At 64.0% G+C, this 23063-nt stretch carries 19 protein-coding genes; 7 read left to right on the top strand and 12 right to left on the bottom strand.

Translation table 11 applies throughout. The features are described from left to right. Window positions 1-35: 35 nt before the first annotated feature. The 6 genes from HNR59_RS16705 to HNR59_RS16680 all read right to left on the bottom strand — a co-directional run bounded on the left by HNR59_RS16705 (window position 36) and on the right by HNR59_RS16680 (window position 8729). A complete protein-coding gene (locus HNR59_RS16705; protein ID WP_183832167.1) occupies window positions 36-1073 on the bottom strand; it encodes an Ldh family oxidoreductase in 1038 nt (345 codons plus the stop codon). Window positions 1074-1211: 138 nt separating this feature from the next. Next, entirely contained in the window at window positions 1212-2054 is an 843-nt protein-coding gene (locus HNR59_RS16700) for a lipoyl protein ligase domain-containing protein (RefSeq protein ID WP_183832166.1), read from the bottom strand. 137 nt (window positions 2055-2191) lie between these two features. After that, entirely contained in the window at window positions 2192-4870 is a 2679-nt protein-coding gene (locus tag HNR59_RS16695) for a TonB-dependent receptor (RefSeq protein WP_183832165.1), read from the bottom strand. 250 nt (window positions 4871-5120) lie between these two features. Beyond that, window positions 5121-5483: a dihydroneopterin aldolase gene (gene folB, locus HNR59_RS16690; protein ID WP_183832255.1), complete on the bottom strand. Its 363-nt coding sequence runs from the start codon at window positions 5481-5483 to the stop codon at window positions 5121-5123. Window positions 5484-5595: 112 nt separating this feature from the next. Further along, window positions 5596-6207, bottom strand: coding sequence for a 5-formyltetrahydrofolate cyclo-ligase (locus tag HNR59_RS16685; protein ID WP_183832164.1), 612 nt, complete (start codon window positions 6205-6207; stop codon window positions 5596-5598). Between the two features lie 149 nt (window positions 6208-6356). Then, window positions 6357-8729 (bottom strand): trimethylamine N-oxide demethylase, encoded by a 2373-nt coding sequence (locus tag HNR59_RS16680; protein WP_183832163.1) that lies wholly within the window; start codon window positions 8727-8729, stop codon window positions 6357-6359. Between the two features lie 217 nt (window positions 8730-8946). On the opposite strand from HNR59_RS16680, the gene HNR59_RS16675 reads away from it, so the two are divergent. From HNR59_RS16675 to HNR59_RS16645, 7 genes are all read left to right on the top strand, one after another. Then, window positions 8947-10314: an NAD(P)-binding domain-containing protein gene (locus tag HNR59_RS16675; protein ID WP_183832162.1), complete on the top strand. Its 1368-nt coding sequence runs from the start codon at window positions 8947-8949 to the stop codon at window positions 10312-10314. After that, the gene (locus HNR59_RS16670; protein ID WP_343060853.1) at window positions 10311-11165 is read left to right on the top strand and encodes an ABC transporter ATP-binding protein; all 855 of its coding nucleotides are present in this window, start codon (window positions 10311-10313) and stop codon (window positions 11163-11165) included. Before HNR59_RS16675 ends, HNR59_RS16670 begins: the two co-directional genes overlap by 4 nt. Then, on the top strand, window positions 11155-11862 hold the full coding sequence (locus HNR59_RS16665; RefSeq protein WP_183832161.1) for an ABC transporter ATP-binding protein: 708 nt from the start codon (window positions 11155-11157) through the stop codon (window positions 11860-11862). Before HNR59_RS16670 ends, HNR59_RS16665 begins: the two co-directional genes overlap by 11 nt. After that, entirely contained in the window at window positions 11855-12484 is a 630-nt protein-coding gene (locus tag HNR59_RS16660) for a hypothetical protein (RefSeq protein WP_183832160.1), read from the top strand. Before HNR59_RS16665 ends, HNR59_RS16660 begins: the two co-directional genes overlap by 8 nt. A gap of 139 nt (window positions 12485-12623) precedes the next feature. Further along, on the top strand, window positions 12624-13922 hold the full coding sequence (locus HNR59_RS16655; protein WP_246374778.1) for an ABC transporter substrate-binding protein: 1299 nt from the start codon (window positions 12624-12626) through the stop codon (window positions 13920-13922). A 70-nt stretch (window positions 13923-13992) separates the two neighbouring features. Next, window positions 13993-14859, top strand: a complete 867-nt coding sequence (locus HNR59_RS16650) for a branched-chain amino acid ABC transporter permease (protein ID WP_183832159.1) — start codon at window positions 13993-13995, stop codon at window positions 14857-14859. Next, window positions 14852-15865, top strand: coding sequence for an ABC transporter permease subunit (locus HNR59_RS16645; protein WP_210307390.1), 1014 nt, complete (start codon window positions 14852-14854; stop codon window positions 15863-15865). Before HNR59_RS16650 ends, HNR59_RS16645 begins: the two co-directional genes overlap by 8 nt. 98 nt (window positions 15866-15963) lie before the next feature. Here HNR59_RS16645 and HNR59_RS16640 read toward each other — a convergent pair whose 3' ends face one another. The 6 genes from HNR59_RS16640 to HNR59_RS16615 all read right to left on the bottom strand — a co-directional run bounded on the left by HNR59_RS16640 (window position 15964) and on the right by HNR59_RS16615 (window position 22947). Then, on the bottom strand, window positions 15964-17283 hold the full coding sequence (locus HNR59_RS16640; protein ID WP_183832158.1) for an aspartate aminotransferase family protein: 1320 nt from the start codon (window positions 17281-17283) through the stop codon (window positions 15964-15966). A gap of 448 nt (window positions 17284-17731) precedes the next feature. Next, entirely contained in the window at window positions 17732-18757 is a 1026-nt protein-coding gene (locus tag HNR59_RS16635) for an AraC family transcriptional regulator (RefSeq protein WP_183832157.1), read from the bottom strand. Window positions 18758-18957: 200 nt separating this feature from the next. After that, window positions 18958-19746, bottom strand: a complete 789-nt coding sequence (locus tag HNR59_RS16630) for an SDR family NAD(P)-dependent oxidoreductase (protein WP_183832156.1) — start codon at window positions 19744-19746, stop codon at window positions 18958-18960. Continuing rightward, window positions 19743-20681, bottom strand: a complete 939-nt coding sequence (locus HNR59_RS16625; RefSeq protein WP_183832155.1) for an SDR family oxidoreductase — start codon at window positions 20679-20681, stop codon at window positions 19743-19745. Before HNR59_RS16625 ends, HNR59_RS16630 begins: the two co-directional genes overlap by 4 nt. Beyond that, window positions 20681-21601 (bottom strand): bile acid:sodium symporter family protein, encoded by a 921-nt coding sequence (locus tag HNR59_RS16620; RefSeq protein WP_183832154.1) that lies wholly within the window; start codon window positions 21599-21601, stop codon window positions 20681-20683. Before HNR59_RS16620 ends, HNR59_RS16625 begins: the two co-directional genes overlap by 1 nt. Beyond that, the gene (locus tag HNR59_RS16615; RefSeq protein ID WP_183832153.1) at window positions 21598-22947 is read right to left on the bottom strand and encodes a flavin-containing monooxygenase; all 1350 of its coding nucleotides are present in this window, start codon (window positions 22945-22947) and stop codon (window positions 21598-21600) included. Before HNR59_RS16615 ends, HNR59_RS16620 begins: the two co-directional genes overlap by 4 nt. Window positions 22948-23063: the final 116 nt, after the last annotated feature.

Genomic DNA, 23063 nt, shown 5'->3' with positions numbered 1-23063 from the left:
AAAGCCCTCCGGTGGAGGGCTTTTTTTTATCGGCATCAGGCTACGGCATCGAGCCCCAGCGCTTCCAGCCGGTCGAGCTGCGCGGCCTCGGCGGCGGTGAGGGTGATGCCCTCCGACAAGGTGCGCTTCCTTGCCGCGAAGCGGCGCTGCGAAGGCAGGCGCGCGCCCTGTCCGGCGATGGCCTCCAGCAACACCTCGGCGCGGGCGAACGGATCGCCCGGACGCCCGGCGGCAAAACGCTGCGGGCTCATGGCGATGATCAGCTCGCCGTGACGCGGGGCAAGCGTGGTGGTGCCGAGAAAATCAAGCGCCTCGCTGCTGGTGAAATCGCCGATCATGGTGCCGGCCAGCAATTCGATCATGGTCGAGATGGCGGAGCCCTTGTGGCCGCCGAAGGGCAGCATGGCGCCAGCCAGCGCAGCCTCCGGATCGGTGGTCGGCCTGCCCTCGCTGTCGACCGCCCAGCCTTCGGGCAGTTGCCGGCCTTCACGCCGGTAAAGCTCGATCTCGCCGCGCGCCGCGACACTGGTCGCAAAATCGAACACATAGGGCTGGGCCGGATCGACGCGCGGCCAGCCGAAGGCGAACGGGTTGGTGCCGAGCAGAGGCTCCTTGCCGCCTGAAGGCGCGACCGTGGCATAGCTCGGGCACATGGCGATCGCCGCCACACCCAGCGCGGCGAGCCTTTCCACCTCCGGCCACAGGGCCGAGAAATGCGTGCAATCGTTGATGACGAGCGCTGCGATGCCGAGCTTCTTAGCGCGTTCGGCAAGGACCGGCGCGCCCAGTTCGAAGCCGGCGCAGGAATAGCCGCCGCCGGCCTCGACGCGCACCACCGCCGATCCGTCGTCGCGCAGCACGGGCTTGACGTCGGGCACCACCTTGCCGGCCTTCACCGTACGCAGGCAGCCCTCGATGCGGTAGACGCCGTGCGACTTGCAGCCATCCCGTTCGCCCGCAACGATCACCGCGGCAAGCGTGGAAGCGTGATCCTGCGAAAGTCCGGCCTTGCGGAAAATAGTCTCCACCCGGCCTTTCAGTGCCTCGACGCTCAGATTCACGCTTTCACCCATTTTGACGTCTTTCTTATCAGTAACTGGCTTTCGACGATTCCTGCGTTCGTCCCTATCATGATCGCAACCGCGCGGCCACCGACAGGTCCTTGTCCCGCCAGCATCGGCCGGGAGGTTGTTCGGTCCCGGAATGTGCGTTCAGTCGGCGGCGTGCGCTTTCGCGAGGCGGTCAAGCAGCGCTTCCAGATCGATCGCCCGGCAGGCGCGGTTGAGCTCTTCGGCCAGGGCAACCGCCACCGCCTTGCCGGGCCGGGTTTCGATCTCGGCCCAGTTGATGTGGGTCGGGGCCTCGATCCCGCTGTCGATGCCGATATCGGCATAGAGCGCGTTGATCGCGGCTGCGGCAGTGACATGATCGAGATCGGAAAACAGCGCCATATGGGCGAGAACCGCATGTTCGCCCGGCCGCCCGCGCCCCAGATTGCGCCAGCGCTGCGCCGTTCCGGCGAGCTTGCGGGTGCCGACGACGATGTTGTAGATGCCGTCGCACATGGTGCCGGGGATGGAGCGGAACGCGCCCTCGATGCCCCTTGCGCGCAGCATGGCCATGACCGGCTCGCACAGCACCCGATAGCTGGTTCCGATGCGTTCGCGCACCTGCGGCCCGATCGAAAACACCATGGACAGGTTGACCACGCCAGCACCCTGAACCACGGCCCCGCCGCCGGTATCGCGCACATGAACGGGAAAGCCGCGCGCGGCGGAGGCGGCGACGGCTTCCCCGAAGCCGGGACGCACCGTATGGCTGCGCGGCACGACGATGCAGGTTCCGGTCTGCCACAGCGACCAGACCATGCCGGGGCTGCCATCCGCCGCCGCCAGCATGGACCGCTCATGCGCAAGCGCCTGATCATATTGCATTTCTGGCAACAGGGCCGGGGTGGAAACATCCGCCCCGTTCTCCGACCCAGTGTCAGCCCCCTTGTCCACCCCCGTGTCCACCCGCGGCGGTGAGCCCGCAATCCGCGCCTGCGTCATCATTCCCTGCTGCCATCCTGATCGCGCCAGACAGGCACAAACGCTGCTTATCCCGCAGCGTCAACCACCTGACGGTCGAAAATGGCAGCGTCCCGGGCAATCTTCAACAGGCCCGGAGTCACCTGTCCCGGCCAAGCCTGTCAGAATTTGGCGCTCAGCGAGGCCCAGAAGGTGCGGCCCGGCCCCGGAATATTGGCCAGCCCCAGCGGGTCCACGTAGTGAACGTCTCCCACATTGTCGATCCTGAAATCGGCCTTCAGGCTTTCGCTGAATTCATAGGAGGCGAAAACATCGACCAGCACATAGGGCCGCCAGTCCACCGGCACGATGAAGGGTGAAGCACCCTGCACCGTCGGCTGATCCGCCTTGATGGTGCGCGGGCCCACATGCGTCGCCCGTGCCCCCAGCGTCAGCGCATCGTCGAGGAATTTATGCGATGCCGTCAGCGAGGTCGTGTATTTCGGCGGTACATGGTTGGTTGCATAGTCGCCATACAGCGAACTCCTCTGGCAGGCTCCCGATTCCGGGCAGAACGCCATGTCGGTGTAATAGGAAGCGCCCAGTTCGAGCTTCAGGCCCCCGAGCGCATAGTGCCCGGAGAACTCGATGCCCTCGAACTTTGCCCGGGCGATATTGCCCACCGCCGGCCCGTCATAACTGGTGCCGAAACTCGTGGTCACATTGACGATGCGCCGGGCGATATAGTCGTCGACGTCATTGTGAAACCAGCCCAGTTTCAGCTTCAGATCGTCGTCGGCAAACAACACGTCGCCGGCCTGATAATTGACGCCGACATCCCAGTTGTGGGCACGCTCCGGCCGCACACCGGGGGCGACGTAGGTCGCAGCCAGAGCCGATGATTCCGCCAGCGCCGGCATGCGCAGCGCTTCCGAATAGCGGGCGAAAAGCTGGAGGCCCTCGACAGGCTCGACCGAAACGCCGAGGGTCGGGCTGATGCCGCTGGCGCTTCTTCCCCGCTGCTGCCCGGCGAAGGAATTGGCAACGCTGTCTTCCTTCGTGCTGCGATCGCGCGCCGAGAAATCCTGATAGCGCAGGCTGCCGTCGATGGTCAGCCAGTCCAGCGGCTTCCAGTTTGCGTTCATGAAGCCCTGCCATTCGTGGCGCACGCCGTTGGGCGGCAGGAACTCCTCCAGCAAGCGGCTGAGTTCCGTGGGTCTGGTGTCTTCGTGAAGATAGGACAGCCCATAGTTCAGCGATATGTCTCCTAAAGCCGTTCCAAATCGCGAGGTGTTGGAGACATCGGCTCCCCACTGCCGCGTATCGGTGCCGACGAGAACGCGTGTCCTGAGCGGATCGGGCAACCCCATCTGGATCACCGTCCGGCTGCTGGCAGAGGTGGGATTGCGGATATCGAGCGAGGTCAGCCACAGGCCCGAGCGCAGGTCCACCAGATCGTTGTCATCCGGGTTCCAGCGATGCCGGGCCGAATAGCGGTCCACGGCCGCGGTGGAGGTCCAGCGCTGCGTGGCCTGCACGGCCGTCAGGCTGGAGAGGATGGAGGCGCGGATATCGCCGTGATCGCTCCGGAATCCCGTGTGGGACAATTCCAGGGAATGATCTTCAAGCAGATCGAGCTTTGCCTTCAACAGCCATGAATCGGTGTCGCTGGAGGTGTTGAGCACCTTCTCGCCACCCCGGTAGAGCGAAACGCCGGTGTTCTCGTAATAGCTTGGATAGTTCGTGCAGGACAGAAAACCGCCGCCGAAATCCCGGCAGACGGAGCGGGGGCCGACATCCTCCGAACTCGCGGCGGAGGGGCCGTTTCGGCCGGCATGATAATTGCCGTTGCGCCGTCCGGCATAGGCCGCGACGAATTCATAGCCTTCTCCGCGCGCCGCGCCGGCGATGCTGCCAAAGCCGCGTGTCGGCTCCAGCAGGGCCGGTCGCCCCATATCGGCAGGCCCCAGAACGCTTCCGGGCTTCGACCGCGAAAAGAACATCCCGCCTACCGTGTTCAGTGCCGGTACGCCGGAACTGTTGCTGCCAAAGCCGCCTTTCAGGCGCACGCCATAATTGCGGCCATCCAGAAGAATGTCGGAGGCATTGAGCGTTTCCATGCTGACGGAACCGGCAATGCCGCCATAGGCGCCGGTGCCCGGCCCTTTCTGGATGCTGATCCCGCCGATCAGGTCCGGATCGATATAGGAGCGGTTACCGACGCCCTGATAGCCCTGATATACGGTTGCCGAGGAAAGGCTGCCATCGACGCTGACCGGCACCCGCCCCATTCCCTGCATGCCTCTTATGTTGACATCTATGGCGCTGCCATTGCGCGCCTCGCCCGACAGGACGCCCGGAGTGCCGGTGAACATGTCGGACGGGGTGGTTCCCCGGAAGCGCTCGATGCGCTCGCCGCTGATGTAGGCCGTAGGCGCCGGCGTGCTGAAAGGCGCATCGGCCGGGCTGGCGTTTTGCAAGCCGCTCACATTGATGGTTCCAAGAACCACCGCGCCGCTGGCATCGAGCGGCGCACGCGATGCCGAAGCGGGATCGGAGATGGTGACCGTGCCGGCGTCGGTGAACTGATAGACGAGGCCGCTGCCGGCCAGCAGCTGCGACAGCGCCTGTTCGCGGCTGAAGGTGCCGGAAAGGGCAGGGCTCGTCTTGCCGGCCACAAGCTGCGAGGGAAACAGAAGCCGGATCCCGGCCTTGTCGGCAAAGGCGGTCAGGGCCGAACCCAGATTCTGGGCGCGGATGTTCAGCGACAGGGTTTGCGTGCCCTGCGCGTGCGCAGCCGTGACCGGCCCGGTCCCGGTCACCGTCGTCAGGGCAATGGAGCCCAGCAGGGCTGCCCTCATCAGAAATCGTGAAAAAGAAACTCCGTCCGCCGTAACCGCCGCTTCGCGCATGCCCCATCCGCCTGTCTTGCAATCCTGAAAACGAGGAGGGCGTGGCTGGCGCTTTGTGATGTGATCTTGGCTGGCCCTCACATCAAGGACGAAACGGGGGCGGCGGTTCTGCACCGGCTTTTTCAAATAAGATGACACTTTCTGTCATCTTATTGAAAATGCATCGCTATATTTTTATCCGGTCACACAGTGACGCGCTTCAAAGACCGGCGGCCGGACCCTGCGGCCAGACGATCGTGACCTCGACATGATCGAGCACGCCCCGCACCGGAGCATTTGGTTTGCGCACCGTGATGCGGGCGCGCATGATCTGCGGGAACACCTCGCAAAGGGTGCGGCTGATGTCGAGGGCCAGCGTTTCGATGAGGAAGCGGCGGCGGCCGGTGACGATTTTTTCGATCTCCGCGAAAGCCAGCCCATAATCCACGGTCGCTTCGATGCAATCCTCCTCGATCCCCACGGAGGGCCGCACATCGAGCTCGGCATCGACATAGAAGCGCTGGCCGAGCCGCTCTTCCTCATCGAGCAGGCCGTGCCTTGCGAAGAACGCGCAGTTCTTCATCGTGATCCTGTAGGTCGTGCCGGTGGTGTTGCGGCGGAAAATCCGTCCTCCGGGAGCGGAGGTGCCGGCAATGGCGGGGTCGAGAAGCAGTTCGTCAGTGCTCATGGGAGCCTCATTCATCTGTCACGATTGCATCCATGGGAATGTCCAGGGAATGCGGATGGATGGTCGCAAGTCTTGCGCCGGCATAGCCGACCCCGAGCTTGAGGGGCCGCTTGCGCATCGCCGCAAGGGTGCGGTCGTAGAACCCGCCGCCATAGCCGAGCCGGTAATTGGCGCTGTCGAAGCCGACGACCGGGGAGACGACGATATCCGGCTCCACCACCCGCCCGCCGGACGGAACCAGAATGTTCCACACCCCGCGCTCCAGCGGCTCGCCGGGCGCCCATAGCCGGAATTCCAGTGGCTGCGCCTTTGCGATCACCACCGGCAGCGCGATCCGGCCGCCTGCGGCAATGACCTTCTCAGACCATTGGCGCAGATCCGGTTCGCCCCGGAACGGCCAGTAGAGCGAGACGATGCGCCCCTGCGGAGCGCCGATCAGACGATCGAGCCCTTCGGCGATCGTTCGGGTTCTGGCGGTGCGTTCGTCCGCGCTCATGGCGAGGCGCTGATCGATCAGACGCTTGCGCTCCGCCACGCGCCACTGCGAAACTTCCCTGGAAAGTTCCGGCGGTGGCCCGTCAGGCCGGTCTGGTGTCGGATTGGAGCCCTCTCCAGCCATCGCCTCTCCTCACGCCTTCTCCCTGACTTTCGGTTCAGGCCCTGAAGCGTGTCGCGATCCTTCAGATCGCTCGCTACGCTTTAAGCTCTTGTATTCACGCATGTCGTTTGCCCGAAACATGTACCTACTTTCGGGCGGCATGCCTTAGCTCAGGACCTTGGCCTTTCCTTCTTCGGATCGTAATGCGCGAATGCGACAATTGTCGCGGGCAGGCGCTTCTGGTGTCCGTCGAGCTTGCCGATCTCGACCTCGGTGCCGACGGCGGCGTGGGTGGCGTCCACCCGTGCCAGCGCGATGTTCTTCTTCAGAAGCGGCGAACGCGTCGAAGAGGTGACCTCGCCGATCTGGGCACGGCCGATATGGATGCAGTCGCCATGGCCGACGGCAACATTGCTGTCGATGTCGAGGCCGACCAGCTTGCGCACCGGATGATCCTTGCGCCGGATCAGCGCCTCGCGGCCGATGAAGTCGTCGGTCTTCGACTTGAGCGGCACGGTGAAGCCGATGCCCGCCTCGAACGGATCGGTCTGGTCGGAGAACTCGTAGCCGGCGAAGATCAGGCCGGCTTCGATGCGCAGCATGTCGAGCGCCAGCAGGCCCATCGGCTTCAGGCCGTGCGGCTGGCCCGCCTCCCAGACCGCATCGAACACGGCACCGGCATCGCGCGGATGGCACCACACCTCATAGCCAAGCTCGCCCGTATAGCCGGTGCGCGACACCACGACCGGCGGACCGTTCTCGCCCCCGATGCGGCCGATGGTGAAACGGAACCACTCAACCTCTTCGAGCTTCGGCTGGTGCGGCGGCGTCCAGATCACCTCTTTCAGGATGGCGCGGCTGTTGGGGCCCTGCACGGCGACGTTGTGCATCTGGTCGGTCGACGAGCGCACCATCACCTTCAGCCCGAGTTTCTCGGCAACCTCGCGCAGCCAAACGCCCGAGTAATCGTCGCCGCCGATCCAGCGGAAATTGTCGAGCCCCAGACGCAGCAGCGTGCCGTCGTCGATCATGCCGCCATGCTCGTAGCACATGGCGGTGTAGACCACCTGTCCGACGCCGAGCTTCTTGACGTCGCGGGTGAGCGTGTATTGCAGCAGCGCTTCGGCATCCGGGCCGGTCACCTCGAACTTGCGCAACGCCGAGAGGTCCATGATCACCGCCTTCTGGCGGCAGGCCCAGTATTCCTCGATCGGCCCTTCCCTGGCGAAGGAGTTGGCGAGCCAGTAGCCCTTGTATTCCACGAAATTGCGGGTGTGCTGGGCAAAGCGCGAATGGAAGGCAGTTTCTGTTGTCATTTTCGGCTCGGAATCCGGAGTTACGCGGCGGGCGATGGCACGTGAGAACCTGTTCTTGTCGGAATAGGTGCGCACATGAATGTCGGAGAGGTTCCAGCCATTGGCCGGCGAGGTATCGTCAGGACAGGCCGACGACACGCACACGATGTCGGTCAGCGCGCGCAGCAGCACATAGTCGCCGGGCCGCGACCACGGCTCGTCGGAGAACATCACCCCATGGGCATCGACGCCGGTGTTGAAGAAGAAGTTCGCCGCCATCCAGCCGGCGCGGGGGCGAACGCCCTTGTCGGCCAGCGCCCGGTTGAAGTTCTCCGAGCAGTTGGCATGGCCGGGATAGCCGATGTCGTCGTAATATTTGGCATAGCAGGCCAGCGCGAAGGCATCGTGGCGGCCGCAGGTGTCCTGCACCACTTCCACCAGCGGCTCAAAGTCCTGATCGTAATATTTGGCGTGCAGGCCGGGCATGGCATAGGCATGGCCGAGCACCGAGCGGGTGGCGGTGACGTCGAGGGGATTGTCGATGCCCTTGTCGAGCTTGCGCGCCGAAAAGCACTGGAAGTCGGTGCACTGGCGCCCGTCGACATCGATGATCTGGATGAACTCGCCGGCGCGCACGAAGAAGGACTGCGCGGTGGCCGATTTTACCCTCAGATCAAGCACCGGATCGGCCAGCGGCTCGGGCAGTTCGGCACCCTTGACCTTTTTCTGCACGCGCGCGCGGCGCACCATAACCTGAATGGGCGTGACCGTGTCATGGCCGTCGATGGCCATCGGCCCGCCGGGGGCCGCAACCACAAGGCTGCCGTCACGGGTAATGGTGAAGGCCTCTTCGTCGCCGGCCGGGCTGTCATTGCCGAACACCCGCACGGCATCGGCATGAGCGAGATCGATCCTGCGGCGGGCAAGGCCGGCGCGGAAGGCGTTCAGGCTTTCATTGTCGCCGGAGAGCAGAGCCTGAAGACCTGAGGCATTGGAGTTGGACTTCACGCCCAGAATGGAGGCATCGGTGCGGCCCGAGGCATCGGCGGCGACCAGCTCGCAGGCCTGCCCGCCTTCCATATCGCGCACCGTGACGACATCTCCTGCCTCCACGGACACGAAAATCGCGCCGGCGCCCCGCACCTCGTATCGCTCGGTGCCGGCAGGAAGCGCAAGGCCAGAAGGAAGCCGGATTCCGCTCGGACGAGGCGGACCCGGAACGACGTCCGGATAGACTGTTTCCTGCAAGTTTGCCTCCCAGCGAATTTTCTTGCTTGTCAACTTTATTAAATCAGAAGAATAATCCACACGGAACTGCATGGCAAGTCCGGAACGTTTGCGGCTGCCGCTTTTCCTGCCAGGAATAAACGAATGTCACACAATGCATTGACAGCAGGATGAAACCAAATACCATACTGATGGTGAAATAATTTTCGTCCAAGAAAACAATATGGGGAGGACGCGAATGAACAGGAGGGTCGCCGTTATCGGCGCCGGGCCGTCTGGCCTTGCACAATTACGGGCATTTCAATCGGCAGCGAGCAACGGAGCTGAAATCCCGGAAATTGTCTGTTTCGAGAAACAGGCAAACTGGGGCGGGCTGTGGAACTACACGTGGCGCACCGGCCTCGACCAGTATGGCGAACCCGTTCACGGCTCCATGTACCGCTACCTCTGGTCGAACGGCCCCAAGGAAGGGCTTGAGTTTGCCGACTATTCATTCGAGGAGCATTTCGGCAAGCAGATCGCATCCTATCCGCCGCGCGCGGTTCTGTTCGACTATATCGAAGGGCGCGTGAACAAAGCCGGTGTGCGCGACTGGATCCGCTTCGAAAACGTAGTGCGTCTGGTGGAGTGGAACCCGGACACCAGAAAATTCACGGTGACGGTTCAGGACCTGCCGAACGACCATTGCTATTCGGAAGAATTCGACAATGTCGTCGTCGCCTCGGGCCATTTCTCGACGCCGAACGTGCCCGAATTCCCCGGCTTCGACCGCTTCAACGGCCGCATCCTGCATGCCCATGACTTCCGCGACGCGCGCGAATTCGCCGGCAAGGACATCCTGCTCATCGGCACCAGCTATTCGGCCGAGGACATCGGCTCGCAGTGCTGGAAATACGGCGCAAAATCCATCACCAACTGCTACCGCACCAAACCGATGGGGTTCGACTGGCCGGACAACTGGGAAGAAAAGCCGCTGCTGGAGAAGGTGCACATCAACACAGCAACCTTCAGGGACGGTTCGACGAAGCACATCGACACCATCATCCTGTGCACCGGCTACAAGCACCATTTCCCGTTTCTGCCGGACGATCTGCGCCTGAGGACGGCCAACCGGCTGGCCACCGCCGATCTCTACAAGGGCGTCGCCTATGTCCACAATCCGGCGCTGTTCTACATCGGCATGCAGGACCAGTGGTTCACCTTCAACATGTTCGATGCCCAGGCCTGGTGGGCGCGCGACGTCATGCTGGGGCGCATCGGCCTGCCCGCGAGCAAGGACGAAATGATCGCCGATGTCGAGGCGCGCGTTGCCGCCGAAGATGCCGGCAAGGACGACTACGACGCGATCCGCTATCAGGGCGAATACGTCAAGGAACTGATCGCCGAGACCGACTATCCGAGTTTCGACGTCGACGGGGCCAACGAAGCCTTCTTCGAATGGAAGAAGCACAAGAAGAAGAACATCATGGAGTTCCGCAACAACTCCTATCGTTCCGTCATCACCGGCACCATGGCGCCCCCGCACCACACGCCGTGGAAAGACGCACTCGACGATTCACTTGAAGCCTATCTGGGAACGGAGGCCACGCCCGCCGCAGCAGAATAAAATCGGGGCATGCCGGCGAATGGGAAAACCCACGCTGGCATGCATTTAACGACAGTAACCAATGGGAGGGTCCACTGTCCGACGAACCTATTCTCGAACTGCGCAATGTCATAAGGAAGTTCGGAGGGCTTACAGCCGTCAACGACCTGTCCTTTTCCGTAAAGCGCAACAGCATTCACGGACTGATCGGCCCCAACGGGGCCGGTAAAACCACGACGTTCAGCCTCATCAGCGGCTATTACCGGCCAACGAGCGGCAGGATCCTATATCAGGGTGAGGACGTTTCCGGGCTGAAGACCAGCCGGCTGGCTCAGCGCGGCCTGATCAGGACGTTTCAGGGCACCACCCTGTTTCATGAGTTCAGCGTCATCGACAATGTGCGGGTCGGCTGCCATCGCAGCGCCGGCGCCGGCTTCTTCTCACGCATAACGGGCGCTGATGCCCCGACCGAAAGGGAGGCCGATCGCAAGGCGCATGAAGCGCTGGAGCTGTTCGACCTCGGCGCGCTGGCCAACGAGCCGGCCTCCAGCCTGCCGCACGGCCACCAGCGGGCGCTGGGCATGGCGGTGGCGCTGGCCGCCGATCCGACGCTGATCCTTCTGGACGAGCCGTTCACAGGCATGAATCCGGAGGAAACACGGCGGATGATGGAGCATGTGCGGCGCATCCGCGCCGAGCGCGACATCACCATCATGCTGGTCGAGCACGACATGCAGGCCGTCATGGGCCTGTGCGAGCGCATCACCGTCATGAATTTCGGCCAGTTCCTGACCGAAGGCGCTCCGCAGGAGGTCGCCAACGATCCGCGCGTCATCGAAGCTTATCTGGGGCGTAACGAAGATGCTGCTTGAAGTCCGCAATCTCCACGTCCACTACCAGAAGGTGGCGGCCCTGAAAGGCATCAGCCTTCAGGTCCCTTCCGGCGGCATCGTCACCATCATCGGCGCCAATGGCGCCGGCAAGAGCACCACCTTGCGCAGCATTTCGGGCCTTGCCCGGCCTTCCGGTGGAGAAATCCATTTCGAGGGCGAGCGCATCGACACCATGCCGGCCGAAAAGATCGTGGCGCGCGGCATTGCCCATGTGCCGGAAGGCCGCCGGATTTTCCCCGACCTCACCGTCGAGGAAAACCTGCGCATCGGCGCCTTCCTGCGCAAGGACACGGCGAAGATCGAACGCGACATCGAAGACATCTTCGAGCGCTTTCCGCGCCTGAAGGAGCGGCGCACGCAATGGGCCCGCACCCTCTCCGGCGGCGAGCAGCAAATGGTCGCCATCGGGCGGGCGCTGATGTCGGGCCCGAAGCTGCTTCTGCTCGACGAGCCCTCCATGGGCCTGTCGCCGGTGATGGTGCAGGAAATGGCGCGCATCGTTTCCGACATTGCCGAGACCGGCGTGCCGGTGGTGCTGGTGGAGCAGAATGCGGGGCTGGCGCTGCGGCTCGCCTCCTATGCCTATGTGCTCGAAATCGGCACGGTGGCCGTGGAGGGCGCTGCGACCGACCTGAAGACCAACGACCATGTGCGGAGGGCCTATCTCGGTGCATGAGACCCGGACCCTGGCCGAACTCGTCACCGCCGGCTGGAGCGAAGCCGATCTGCAATGGGAGAAACTGTCGGAAGCCGCCCTTGCCGCTCTGGCCGAGGGACAGGTGGAACCGGCGCGCGAACTCTATGCGCAGGCGCTGCGTGTGGCGCGCACGGAATTTCCGCCTAACGACCCCAGGCTCGCCGCCAGCCTGAGCAATCAGGCCGTCGTGCAGCCCGTGTCCAGCGGCCGGATCGAGGCGTCGGCCGCGCAGGCCTGGGCTTCATGTGGCCGCTGGATCGACACGATGACCGCGCCGCGCACGGCGCGCTCCTCGCTCTTTCATCTGCGCATGGAGCGCCTGCATCGGCCCGCCTACGAAGAGCGCTGGCGCATGAAGGCCCGCGACATGCTTGAAGCCCTGCGCCGCGACCATGGCGCAATGGACGGCCTCGAACTGCTCGACCGCGACGCAGCGGCACAACGTCTTCTGCAATGGGATCGTGAACGCCCCGCAGGGATGAGCGACCCACGAAAGTTCATGGCAGCGATGATCCTGCTCGGTTTCCGCCGCAAGGCGCAAGGCACGGGCATGGAGCAAGTGCATACCCAGGCGCATACCGGGGCAAACAGCCTCCAATAAACAAGAGTGAATTCTGACAGGGGAACAGGGTGCGCGATGCCATCGCGCGCCAGCATGACCGGCTTTGCCCGTCTTCCGGGCATCGGCCGGATTCTAACGCGGTAGCTATTTTTCAGAACGCAAAGCGGAGGAGACTGCAATGAAGCCTGCATCGAGCATCACACTGAACAGACGAACCTTGCTGACCGGCGCGGCCAGCGCCGCGCTGCTGCCCGTGGTCGGCATGCCGAAAGCCAGCTTCGCACAGGACAACGTCGTCAAAATCGGCTTTCTGGCCCCGCTGACGGGCGCCGTGGCGGCATGGGGCAAGCCCGGCCTCGACGGCTGCAGGATCTGGGCCGACTGGGTCAACGAAGCCGGCGGCATCGAGGTCGGCGGACAATCCTACAAGGTCGAGCTCGTCTCCTATGACGACGAGGACGACGCCGGCAAGGCGCGCACCGGCGCAACGCAGCTCATCCGCGAGAACGACGTCAAGTTCATCATGATGCTCGGCGGCAACTCGTGGCCGGGCGTCGAGGAAATCGCCGCACGGCAGGGCATGATGGTGTCCACCCTGCTGCCGAGCGATCTCACGCCCGACACCGAGACGCTGATCGCGCCCTGCGAGGTGCATCCGATCTACAACGTCACCGGCGTCGACTGGCTGGCGGCCAACCGGCCGGAGCTGAAGACGGCGGTGGTCTGCGCGCAGGACGATGCGCTGGGCAAGCCTTCCGTCGCCACCTATCTCGCCGCATTCGAGGCGGCAGGCATCCAGATGGCGAGCCCGCCATTGTTCTTTGACCCGGCCACCACCGATTTCGCCCCGGTCATGACGCAGCTTCTGGCCAACAATCCCGACATATTGTGCCTCGACACCTGTTATGCCGACTATGTCCAGCCGCTGTGCGAGCAGGCCTTCCAGCAAGGCTACAAGGGGCAGATCATCTCCTGCACGCTCGATTTCTACCAGCGCATCGTGGAGCGCACCTCGAAGGAATTCATGGAAGGCGTCATCTTCCAGTTCCCCGATTTCGACGATCAGGCGCTGAACGATCCGCGCATCAACTTCAGGAAGCCGAACGAGTTCTATGCCGAATATGTGAAGCGCTACGGGGCGAACGAGTGGTCGGCGGTGTCGTGGGAATATTCCTCGATCCTCGATCTGTGGGCGGACGCCGCCCAGCGCGCCGGCAGCATCGAGCCCGATGCGGTGCTGTCGGCCATGAAGGATGGCGGCACCGGCAAGCACGCCTTTGGCGAGGCGCGCTGGTGGGGCAAGGAGCTGTTCGGCATCGACAATGCGCTCGTCGGCGACTGGCCGGTCGTGGTGATCCGCGACGGCAAGGCCACGATCGCCGAATTCCGTTCGATACCGGAGTGGTGGGACAAGAACAGCGAATTGCTGCTCAAGCACATGTCCGATCTCGGCCTGTTGTGGAACCAGCGGACCTGAGTGCTGAGCCGGGCCGCGCGCCGGCCCGGCAGCCTCTCACCTGAAACCGAATGACAGAACGGGATACACTATGCCGGACTTCCTCCTGCAGACCGTGTTCAACGCCTCCTACGCCGCAAGCTACATGGCGCTGGTCGCCGTCGGACTGGTGCTCATCTTCGGCGTCATGGGCGTGATCAACTTCGCGCATGGCGAGCTTTACATGGCAGGCGCCTATGCCATCGTCTTCTTCTATGCCTGGCTTGGCCTGCCCTTCGTGGTGGCCGTGGGGCTTGGGCTGTGCTTCGCCGGATGTCTGGGCGTGCTGATGGAGCTTGCGCTGTTTCGGCCGCTGCGAACCAATCCGCTCGGCGGGCTCATCGCCTCGATAGGCTTCCTGCTCATCCTGCAGACGCTGGCCGTGCTCGGCTTCGGCCTGCGCAACCAGACCGTGCCGCCGGTGTCGCAGGGACGCCTCACCATCGGCGGCGCGATCCTGACCTATGAGCGGCTCTATGTGATCATCGCGACCGTGGTGCTGCTAGCCGTGCTGTGGCTGTTTCTCAGGCGCAGCAAATTCGGCTGGGCGCTCAGGGCCTGCGCGCAGGATCGCGAGGCGGCAGCGCTGCAGGGCATTTCGATCAACCAGACAGCGCGCTACGCCATGTTCATCGGCGCGGCCCTTGCCGGCGTCGCGGGCGCCATGACCGCGCCGCTGGTCGCGCCCTCCCCCTTCATGGGCCACGGCATCATCGTCACCGCCTTCATCATCATCATCGTGGGCGGCATCGGCAGTCTGGAAGGCGCGGTGCTGGCCGCGGTGCTCTATGCCTTCGTCCACACCTTCGTCACGACCTTCTTCGATGGCGTCATCGCCAACATCGTCGGCCTGCTGCTGATGCTGGCCGTGCTGGTCGTCAAGCCGCAGGGCCTTTTTGGAGTGCGCGAACGTGCCTGAGAAAAACACCATCGGAGCCGCCGGCATCGCCGGCATCGTGATCCTCGCGGCCCTGCTCATCGCGGCCCCGCATGTCGTCAGCTTCTCGCAGCAGGAACTGCTCGTGCTGCTCACCATCAACGTGCTCGTCGTGGCGAGCTACCGGTTGCAGACGCTGACCGGCGAATGGTCGCTGGCCCATGTGGTGATGATGGGCTCCGGCGCCTATGCCAGCGCGCTGTTCGCCAAGAGCTTCGGCTTTCCAGTGCCGCTGGCGATGATAGCAGGCGCCATCGTCGCCGGGCTGGTGGCGGCGCTGATGAGCTTTCCGCTGTTTCGCATGAAGGGATTTTACTTCCTCATCGGCTCCTTCGCGGCCGGCGAGATCCTGCGGCTGATCTGGAAGCGCTTCACCAATCCGTTCGGCGGGCCGAAGGGCATCCAGCGCATTCCGGGTTTTCCCGAGATCGACCTCGGCTTCATCCACATCGATTTCTACGACCCCGCCAACTACTACTATCTGGTGCTGGCGGTGGTGCTGGTGTCGCTGTGGGTTCTCTACCGGATCGAGAAATCGCGCATCGGGCTGACCTTCCATGCCATCCACTGGCAGGACAAGCTGTCGGAATCGGTCGGCGTCGACGCCTTCCGCTACCGGATGCTTGCCTTCGTCGTCGCCGCCTTCTTCGCGGGTCTCGCCGGCGCGCTCTATGCGCATTACCTGAGCACCGTCAATCCGAACCAGTTCGACGTCAACACCATGGTCTATGTGCTGATCTGGACCATCGTGGGCGGCACCACACGCTGGTATGGCCCGATCCTCGGCGTGGTGACGCTGACCATCATCGACGAGGTCATTCTGCGCGGCATCGGCGCCGATCAGGTGCGGCCCCTGCTCTATGGCGGCATCCTGATCCTCGCCATCCTGTTCCTGCCCAACGGGCTGGAAAGCCTCGTCATGCGGGCCTCCGACGCCCTGCGCCGCAATCGCGGACAGGCAACATCGGGGGCGATGGTGCGCGAATAAGACAGGGCCTGCCAGAGGGTTCCGGGAAATCCTGCCCCGCAAACAAAAACCCGGCCGGATGATCCGGCCGGGTTTTTCGACGTCTTCAGGCTGTCATCTCAAGCGAGAGAGTTGACGACCTTTTCGGTGATCTCGATGGTGCGGTCGATGTCGGCGTCGGTGTGGGCGAGCGAGATCGAGCCCTGCTTGGTCACCACCGGGAAATGGAACACGCCATTGTCGATCAGCGCACGGCGATAGGCGATGTCGCGCTCCATGTCGTTGTTCATCACCACATCGCGCCAGTTCACCGGCGCATGGTCCATGAAGTAGACGGCAAAGGCAGAGCCCTGACGCACGATGGTCGTCGGGTAGTTGCGTTTTTCGAAGATGCTCTTCAGGCCCGCCTCAAGCCGCGCGCCCAGACGCTCCAGCCCGCCATAGACCTCCGCCTCCCGGGTCTTCAGCCGCGTCAGGCAGGCCAGCGCCGCCGCCACGTTGACCGGATGGCCGTTGTAGGTGCCGGCAACCGAAACCCGCTTCTTCGGATCGGGATGCGCGCACAGGCTCATGATCTCGCGCCTGCCGCCGATGACGCCCATCGGATAGCCATTGGCCACCGCCTTGCCGAAGGTGCACAGATCGGGCGTCACGCCCGACAGCGCCTGATAGCCGCCAAGCGCGTGGCGGAAGCCGGTCTTGACCTCGTCGAAGATCAGAACCGTGCCATACTTGTCGCACAGCGCCCGCAGGCCCTCCAGATAGCCGGGCTGCGGCTTGACGATCCCGATGTTCTGCAGGATCGGCTCCAGGATGATGGCCGCCACGTCGCCCTTCGCCAGCACCTTCTCGGCCGCCGCCAGATCGTTGAACTCGATGGCGCGCACGGTCTGGTCGATCACCTTCGGCACGCCCGCCGTGGTCACCGACAGCGGGTATTCATCGCCCTCGCGGTGATCCTCGACGAAGGAGCGCGGGTCCATCAGATTGTAGCTGACATAGTCGAAGCAGCCATTGTAGCCGCCCTGCATGACCACCACGACATCGCGGCCGGTGTGGGCGCGCGCCAGACGCAGGGCATAGCCCACCGCCTCCGAGCCGGTGCTGGTCAGCTGCAGCTGCTCGATGCCCGGCACGCAGTCGACCAGCAACTCGGCGACCTCGGCCTCCCACGGCATGGTGCCGGCGCCGATCAGCGAGGCGCCCGAGCGGATCATGGCGATCACCGCCTCGTCCACCTCCGCATCGCCATGGCCGAACAGATAGGGCGCGAAGCCGGCATGGTAGTCGATATATTCGTTGCCATCGGCATCGTAGAGATAAGCGCCCTTCGCCCGCACGAACAGCTTCGAGGGCGTGATAGCCCGGTTCAGCGACATCGTTCCACCAGCAATGTACTGGCGCTGACGGTCAACGGTGCTTTGCAGAGTATCCGGCATGGTATCGGCTTTCATGACATGAGGAAAATTTCGCAGCCGCCCATGAGTCTTTCCTCCCACAGCACCGGCATGGCCGACTTGATACGGTTAGGTTTAACGTTAAGTCAAGCGCAAAACTGCATGCCAGTGTGCTGGTCACATGCTTTTCGGAGATCAAAACGGAAAGCGAGGAGACCGTCGCAGCCGATCCGGTGCTGTGCGGTGGTTCCCGCAGACCGGCATATGTCTTCACGAAGCGTTGCGGGACATGGGGTTGCCGGTTGCAGCCGCGAAAATCGCGGCGGGCGATGCGATCTCGGGACATGGAGCCGCTCGGGGGCCATCAGAAGACACAGGGGACGATCCGATCTATAGCCGGAGCATCGGCTTAAAAAGCGGTTTCCACCTTTCGGTGCGATGCTGTGGCACTTGCCGATTTCTCGCGAAGTTTCCGGATGGCGGCACTATTTCAGTCCGGTGCAGGACTGCTGCCGGAAACAAAAAAGCCGGAGGTGCGGGGAGTGGATTCCCGTTGCCGGCGGAAATTCGCCGGGGTCTGGCCGGTCCAGCGGCGGAAGGCTCTGGTGAAGGCGCTTTCATCGGAAAAGCCAAGCCTTTCGGCCACATCGCGCAACGGGCTGTCGCCGCGAAGCTGCTCCACCGCGACCGCATGCAGGCTGGCATCGCGCAGCAGCTTGAACGATGTGCCCTCCTCCGCCAGCCGGCGGTTGAGATGCCGGCCGCTGACATTCAGCCGCTCGGCCACACGCTCCTTGCCCCAGCGCGGATGGGTGCGGATCATGCGCTGCACCTCGGCCGCAAGGCTGGCGTGACCAAGCTCGGCCAGCACCTTGTCGGTCAGGCCGCGCAGATGCTCGCGCAGGGTGCTGTTGGCCTGAATGAGCGGCAGGCCCAGTGCGGACGCGCTGAACCTGAGCGCATTGGAGGGCTGGCCGAAGCTGACGGGAATGCTCAGCAGCGCACGATAATCCGCCTGCGCCGCCAGCGGCTGATGCGTGAAGCTGAGCCCCGCCGGGCGAAACGCACCGCCCGTTGCCCATGTGCTGATCTGCAACAGGCCGGCCAGAACCGCTTCCACCCGCTCGGCCTGCCGCAGCGCCAGATGCGACTGGTAACGCACAGTCACCATATCGCCCTCGCTGTCGATCAGGAATTCGCCGCCCTCGCCGACGATGGGCGCGACCTCGCCAAGCTCTTCCAGAGCTTCGCCCAGCGTATCGCAGGACACCAGCAGCATGCCCGCGCAATCCAGATGGCCGGCATGCAGTTCGAGGCCGAGGCGCAGGCCCGCCAGCGGATCGGCGCTGGCGCTGCAATAGGCTTCCCACAGCGCATCGAGCGTCGTCAGCGGCAGCCTTGCATTGTTCTCCACCGCCTTGCGCAGCTCTGCCGGCAAAACCAGCGCCAGCCGGTCCGCGCTCTGGATCACCGCCCGCGCATAGAGCCGGTTGACGCTGAACAAATGCTCGCTCATTCCCGGATTGCCGCCTCCCCTGCCGACAAAGCCATAAGGCCGGTGTTCACCGGCGATCCGGGATTTGTAGAGCATATGGCAAGGCGAGGCCAGCGGGCAGCCGACGGCCAGCCCGCGCGACGAAAGATCAGACCCTTCAGCCGATTTGCGGCTGGAGCATTTATGCAACGCCAGATGTTTCCATCTGGCTGCAAGATGCTCTACTGCCGCAGCTCGACCGCGAATTTGCGCATCATCAGCCGCTGATAGAGATCCGGCGCGACCCGCCACAGGAAGCTTGCCGCCACGCTGGCGCGGTCGGAATAGACGCGCCGCCTGCGCTGTTCCAGCGCCGAAACGATGCGCTCCGCCATCCAGCCGGCATCCTTCGGCTTGCCCATGGTGGAGCGCGCATGGCGTGCCGGCCTGCCATCATGGCCGAGCGCATTGGCCTCGATCGGCGTGTCGAGAAAGCTCGGATAGGCCATCAGCACATGCACGCCGTGCTGCTTCTGCTCGCAGCGCAGCACCTCGAAGGATTGCGACAGCGCAGCCTTCGCCCCGCAATAGGCTGCGCGGCCGAGCACCGGCATCCAGCCCGCCATCGAACCAATGTTGACGATGCTGCCGCGATGCGCCTGCAATTGCGGCAGGGCGGCAAGCGCCAGCTCCAGCGGCGCCTGCCAGTCGACCTGCATCACCTTGCGCAGCACCCGCGGATCGGTCTTCGCCACCGGCGAGCGATGGGTGATGCCGGCATTGTTGACCAGCACGCCGACGCCGCCGAAACGCGCCTGCGCCCGCGCCAGCAGCTCCGCCTGATGGGCCGCATCGGTGATGTCGCCCGCCACGCAGACGATGCGCGTGACATCGCCAAGCTCACCGGCCAGCTTGCGCAGCAATTCCATGTCGAGATCGGCCAGAACGAGATTGTGGCCGCGCCGCCAGAAGGCTCGGGCAAGTGCCTGCCCGAGCCCTCCCCCGGCCCCCGTGATCAGAACGCTGCTCACAGGTCCCCCCTCGCGCGTGCGTGCTGCACGTAGAAACGGAAGGTTTCTTCCGATGTCTTCTGCGGCCGGTAGCCGAACTCCTGCTTCAGCCGCGTGTTGGACAGGACCGGCCTGTAGCGCAGGAACTTCACCTGCTCCGGCCCGTACCGGCCCTTGCCCAGAAGCCGGGCTGCCCGCAAGGCCGCGCTGACGAGGCCGGCCGGCAAAGTGAGCACCGGCTTGCCGAGGATGGCGGCGATCTCGTGCACGCTCAGCGCACCGTCGCCCGCCATGTTGTAGATGCCGCAGCGGTCGCCGCGCAGCCCGTGCTCGATGGCTGCCACCACATCCTCGTCCCAGATGAAGACGAAGGGCGATTTGCTGCCGCGGATCGCCAGAATGCGCTTTGCCCGGAACAGATTGGTGATGAGGTTCTGCGTCGAGGCCCCCAGAATGGTGCCGGGGCGCAGCACGAGCTGGCGCAGTTGCGGATGGCTTTGCCGGTATTGCGCCAGCATTTCCTCGACCCGGCGCTTATGATCGGAATAGGCGATCTCCGGATTGCCGCGCAGGGGCTGGTCCTCGTCGATCCATTCGGGATTGTCGGCGTGATAGCCGTAGGCCGCGCCGGAGCTTGTGACGGTGACGTGCCCGACGCCCGCCTCCAGGCAGCACTCCACCACATTGCGGGTGCCGTTGACGTCGATGTCGAACTCGCGGGCGCGGTCGGTTCCGGAATCGAGCACCGAGGCCAGATGCACCACATGGGTGATGGCCTGCGCCTTCAACAAGTCGGACAGCGCCGCATCGCGCACATCCATCCGGTGCACCGCAAAGGGCGCCTCCGGGCGGGGGCGGATGTCAGTGCCGATGACGGTGAAATCCCGCGCCAGCCGGCTGCCGAGCAGGCCGCCGACATAGCCGGCCACCCCGGTAATGAGAATTTTTGGCTGCATCACTGTTGCCCTGCCGGTGCCGGCGCATCGCGGATGGGGATGCGCGACCAGATGCAGGCCAGCGTCAGCCCCGAAACCAGATGCCACACGCCCCAGAAGGCGGTGATCAGCATCATGCCGCCGGCATTGGGCATGAAGGTGAACAGAATGACCAGCCCGAGGCCGGAATTCTGGATGCCCACCTCAAGCGTCACGGCGCGGGTGTCGGGCGTGTTCAGCCGCATCAGCCGCGCCATCGCGGCACCCAGCAAAAGCGCCATGGTGTTGTGGGCGACGACCAGCCAGAAGAAGGTGTGGAAGCGCTCCACGAACAGGGTGTAATTGTTGCTGAAGGCGATGGCGACGAAGGCAAGGAAAATCAGCAGCGCGAAGATGCGCAGCGGCGGCTCGACCTTTGCCGCAAGACCCGGAAAGCGCCGGCCGACCGCCATGCCGATGACCAGAGGCAGGCCGAGCACGACGAGCACCAGAAGCACGATGTCCTTGCCGTCCACGGCGATGGAAACGAGCAGGTCGCGCGTGTTGGGATTGAGCCAGCCATAGAGCGCGAAGTTGAAGGGCGTCAGCACCGTGGCCGCGAGGCTGGACACCGCCGTCATGGAAACCGAAACCGCCACATTGCCGCGCGCCAGCCAGGTCATGATGTTGGAGAACGCCCCGCCCGGACAGGCGGCGACGAGGATCATGCCGAGCGACAGTTCCGGGTCGATGCCGAAGAACCATGTCGCGAAACAGGTCGCCGCCGGCAAAAGCAGGAACTGCGCGAACAGGCCGGCGAACACCGTTCGGGGCTGCGTCACCACCAGCCGGAAATCGGCGGGCCTCAGCGTCAGCGACACGCCGAACATCATCAGCGCCAGAAGCAGGTTGAGGATGACGAGGCTGGCGGGATTGAACTCGATGGGAACCGGACCGCTCATGGCTGCACCTCGACCCTGTGGTTGATGCGGGCTGCACCCGGCGTTACCGATCCCAGTTGCCGGCGCAGCTCATCCGCATGGGATGCGACGGCTGCCCGGTAGCTGTCCTTGTGAACGTAGTAGGCCATGCGTTCGAGATCGAGATAGGCATAGCCGCCGTCGATGCGTTCGGTGGCAAGCCGTGCCTTGACTTCCTTCAGCCGCGCGGCAGCCGGCACGCCTTCTGCCAGCCCGCGAATGTAGAGCGCGGCCAGCTCCGCCTGCTTGTTGCGCCCTTCCCAGCCGAGGCCGGCGGCCTCGATCATGCCCATCATGAACAAATTGTCGTGGTCGGGATGAAAGACGTTCAGGTAAAGCCGGGGCGCGCCGGCCTGCTGCGGCCAGTTGAGTTCCGACCTGTCGATGAACGGATAGTCGAGCTTGTAGCCGGTGGCCAGCAGGATCAGGTCGTACTCGCCGCGCCTGCCGTCGGTGAAGACGACGCCGGACCCGTCCAGCCGGGCGATGTCGCCGCGCGGGCCGATATCGCCCTGCCCGATATGGTGCAGGATCAGCGAGTTCATCACCGGATGCGATTCATACATGCGGTAGTCGGGATCAGGCAGGCCATATTGCGAGGGCTTGCCCATCACCGCCCGCACCAGCAACGAATCGAGGACCTGCTTGAGGCGACGCGGAAGTTTGAGCTTGCCGCCAAGCGTGTCGGTCGGCTTGCCGAAGATGAATTTCGGAATGAAGTAATAGCCGCGCCGGACCGAAATATCGACGCTGGCTGCATGATGGACCGCATCGACCGCGATGTCGGCCCCCGAATTGCCGCAGCCGACGACCAGCACCCGCTTGCCCGTGAGCTGCGAGGGCGAGCGGTAGTCGGCAGCATGCATCAGCGTGCCGGAAAAGGCACCCTCGAAGCGCGGCATGTTGGGATGATGCAGCGTGCCGCTGGCAATCAGCACGCCGGCGAAGCGGCGGGTCTGCTGCCGCCCGCCGCTTTCCGTCGTCACCAGCCAGCCATCGCCATCCCGCTTCATCCCGATCACGCGGGTCGAGAACTCATAGTGACGCATAAGGTCGAAGTGGCGGGCGTAGCTGCGGAAATACCGGCACATGGCGTCATGGCGCGGATAGGTCGCAACGCCACGCGGCATGGGGAATTCGGCGAATTCGGTCGTCGTCTTCGACGAGATCAGGTGGGCGGTCTCGTACATGGTGCTGTGCGGGTTATCGATGTCCCACAACCCGCCCACATCCGAATGCAGCTCGAAGCCGGTGAAGGCGATGCCCTGCCTGTCGAGATTGCGCGCCACGGCCAGACCCATGGGGCCGGCACCGATAACCGCATACATGGCGTCTCCTCTCTTCCGCCCGCGACTATGCAAGATGCGGGAAAGGCCCGGCCGCCCGGAAACGGCAAACAGCACTCCTCCCGCATCGGACCGCGCTCCCCCTGCGATCCGCCGGT

Origin of the sequence: Aquamicrobium lusatiense (assembly GCF_014201615.1) — a bacterium.
GTDB classification, from domain to species: Bacteria; Pseudomonadota; Alphaproteobacteria; order Rhizobiales; family Rhizobiaceae; genus Mesorhizobium; species Mesorhizobium lusatiense.
The sequence above is the reverse complement of the archived record's forward strand: the minus strand, read 5'-3'. Positions and strand labels throughout refer to the sequence as shown.

What these genes read in the sequence shown, in the direction of transcription:
- HNR59_RS16695 (WP_183832165.1), bottom strand. Translation starts at nt 4,870, where the DNA reads ATGAGGGCAGCCCTGCTGGGCTCCATTGCCCTGACGACGGTGACCGGG.
- HNR59_RS16705 (WP_183832167.1), bottom strand. Translation starts at nt 1,073, where the DNA reads ATGGGTGAAAGCGTGAATCTGAGCGTCGAGGCACTGAAAGGCCGGGTG.
- HNR59_RS16620 (WP_183832154.1), bottom strand. Translation starts at nt 21,601, where the DNA reads ATGAGCGGTCCGGTTCCCATCGAGTTCAATCCCGCCAGCCTCGTCATC.
- HNR59_RS16635 (WP_183832157.1), bottom strand. Translation starts at nt 18,757, where the DNA reads ATGAGCGAGCATTTGTTCAGCGTCAACCGGCTCTATGCGCGGGCGGTG.
- HNR59_RS16685 (WP_183832164.1), bottom strand. Translation starts at nt 6,207, where the DNA reads ATGGCTGGAGAGGGCTCCAATCCGACACCAGACCGGCCTGACGGGCCA.
- HNR59_RS16665 (WP_183832161.1), top strand. Translation starts at nt 11,155, where the DNA reads ATGCTGCTTGAAGTCCGCAATCTCCACGTCCACTACCAGAAGGTGGCG.
- HNR59_RS16650 (WP_183832159.1), top strand. Translation starts at nt 13,993, where the DNA reads ATGCCGGACTTCCTCCTGCAGACCGTGTTCAACGCCTCCTACGCCGCA.
- HNR59_RS16655 (WP_246374778.1), top strand. Translation starts at nt 12,624, where the DNA reads ATGAAGCCTGCATCGAGCATCACACTGAACAGACGAACCTTGCTGACC.
- HNR59_RS16625 (WP_183832155.1), bottom strand. Translation starts at nt 20,681, where the DNA reads ATGCAGCCAAAAATTCTCATTACCGGGGTGGCCGGCTATGTCGGCGGC.
- folB (WP_183832255.1), bottom strand. Translation starts at nt 5,483, where the DNA reads ATGAAGAACTGCGCGTTCTTCGCAAGGCACGGCCTGCTCGATGAGGAA.
- HNR59_RS16615 (WP_183832153.1), bottom strand. Translation starts at nt 22,947, where the DNA reads ATGTATGCGGTTATCGGTGCCGGCCCCATGGGTCTGGCCGTGGCGCGC.
- HNR59_RS16675 (WP_183832162.1), top strand. Translation starts at nt 8,947, where the DNA reads ATGAACAGGAGGGTCGCCGTTATCGGCGCCGGGCCGTCTGGCCTTGCA.
- HNR59_RS16640 (WP_183832158.1), bottom strand. Translation starts at nt 17,283, where the DNA reads ATGCCGGATACTCTGCAAAGCACCGTTGACCGTCAGCGCCAGTACATT.
- HNR59_RS16700 (WP_183832166.1), bottom strand. Translation starts at nt 2,054, where the DNA reads ATGATGACGCAGGCGCGGATTGCGGGCTCACCGCCGCGGGTGGACACG.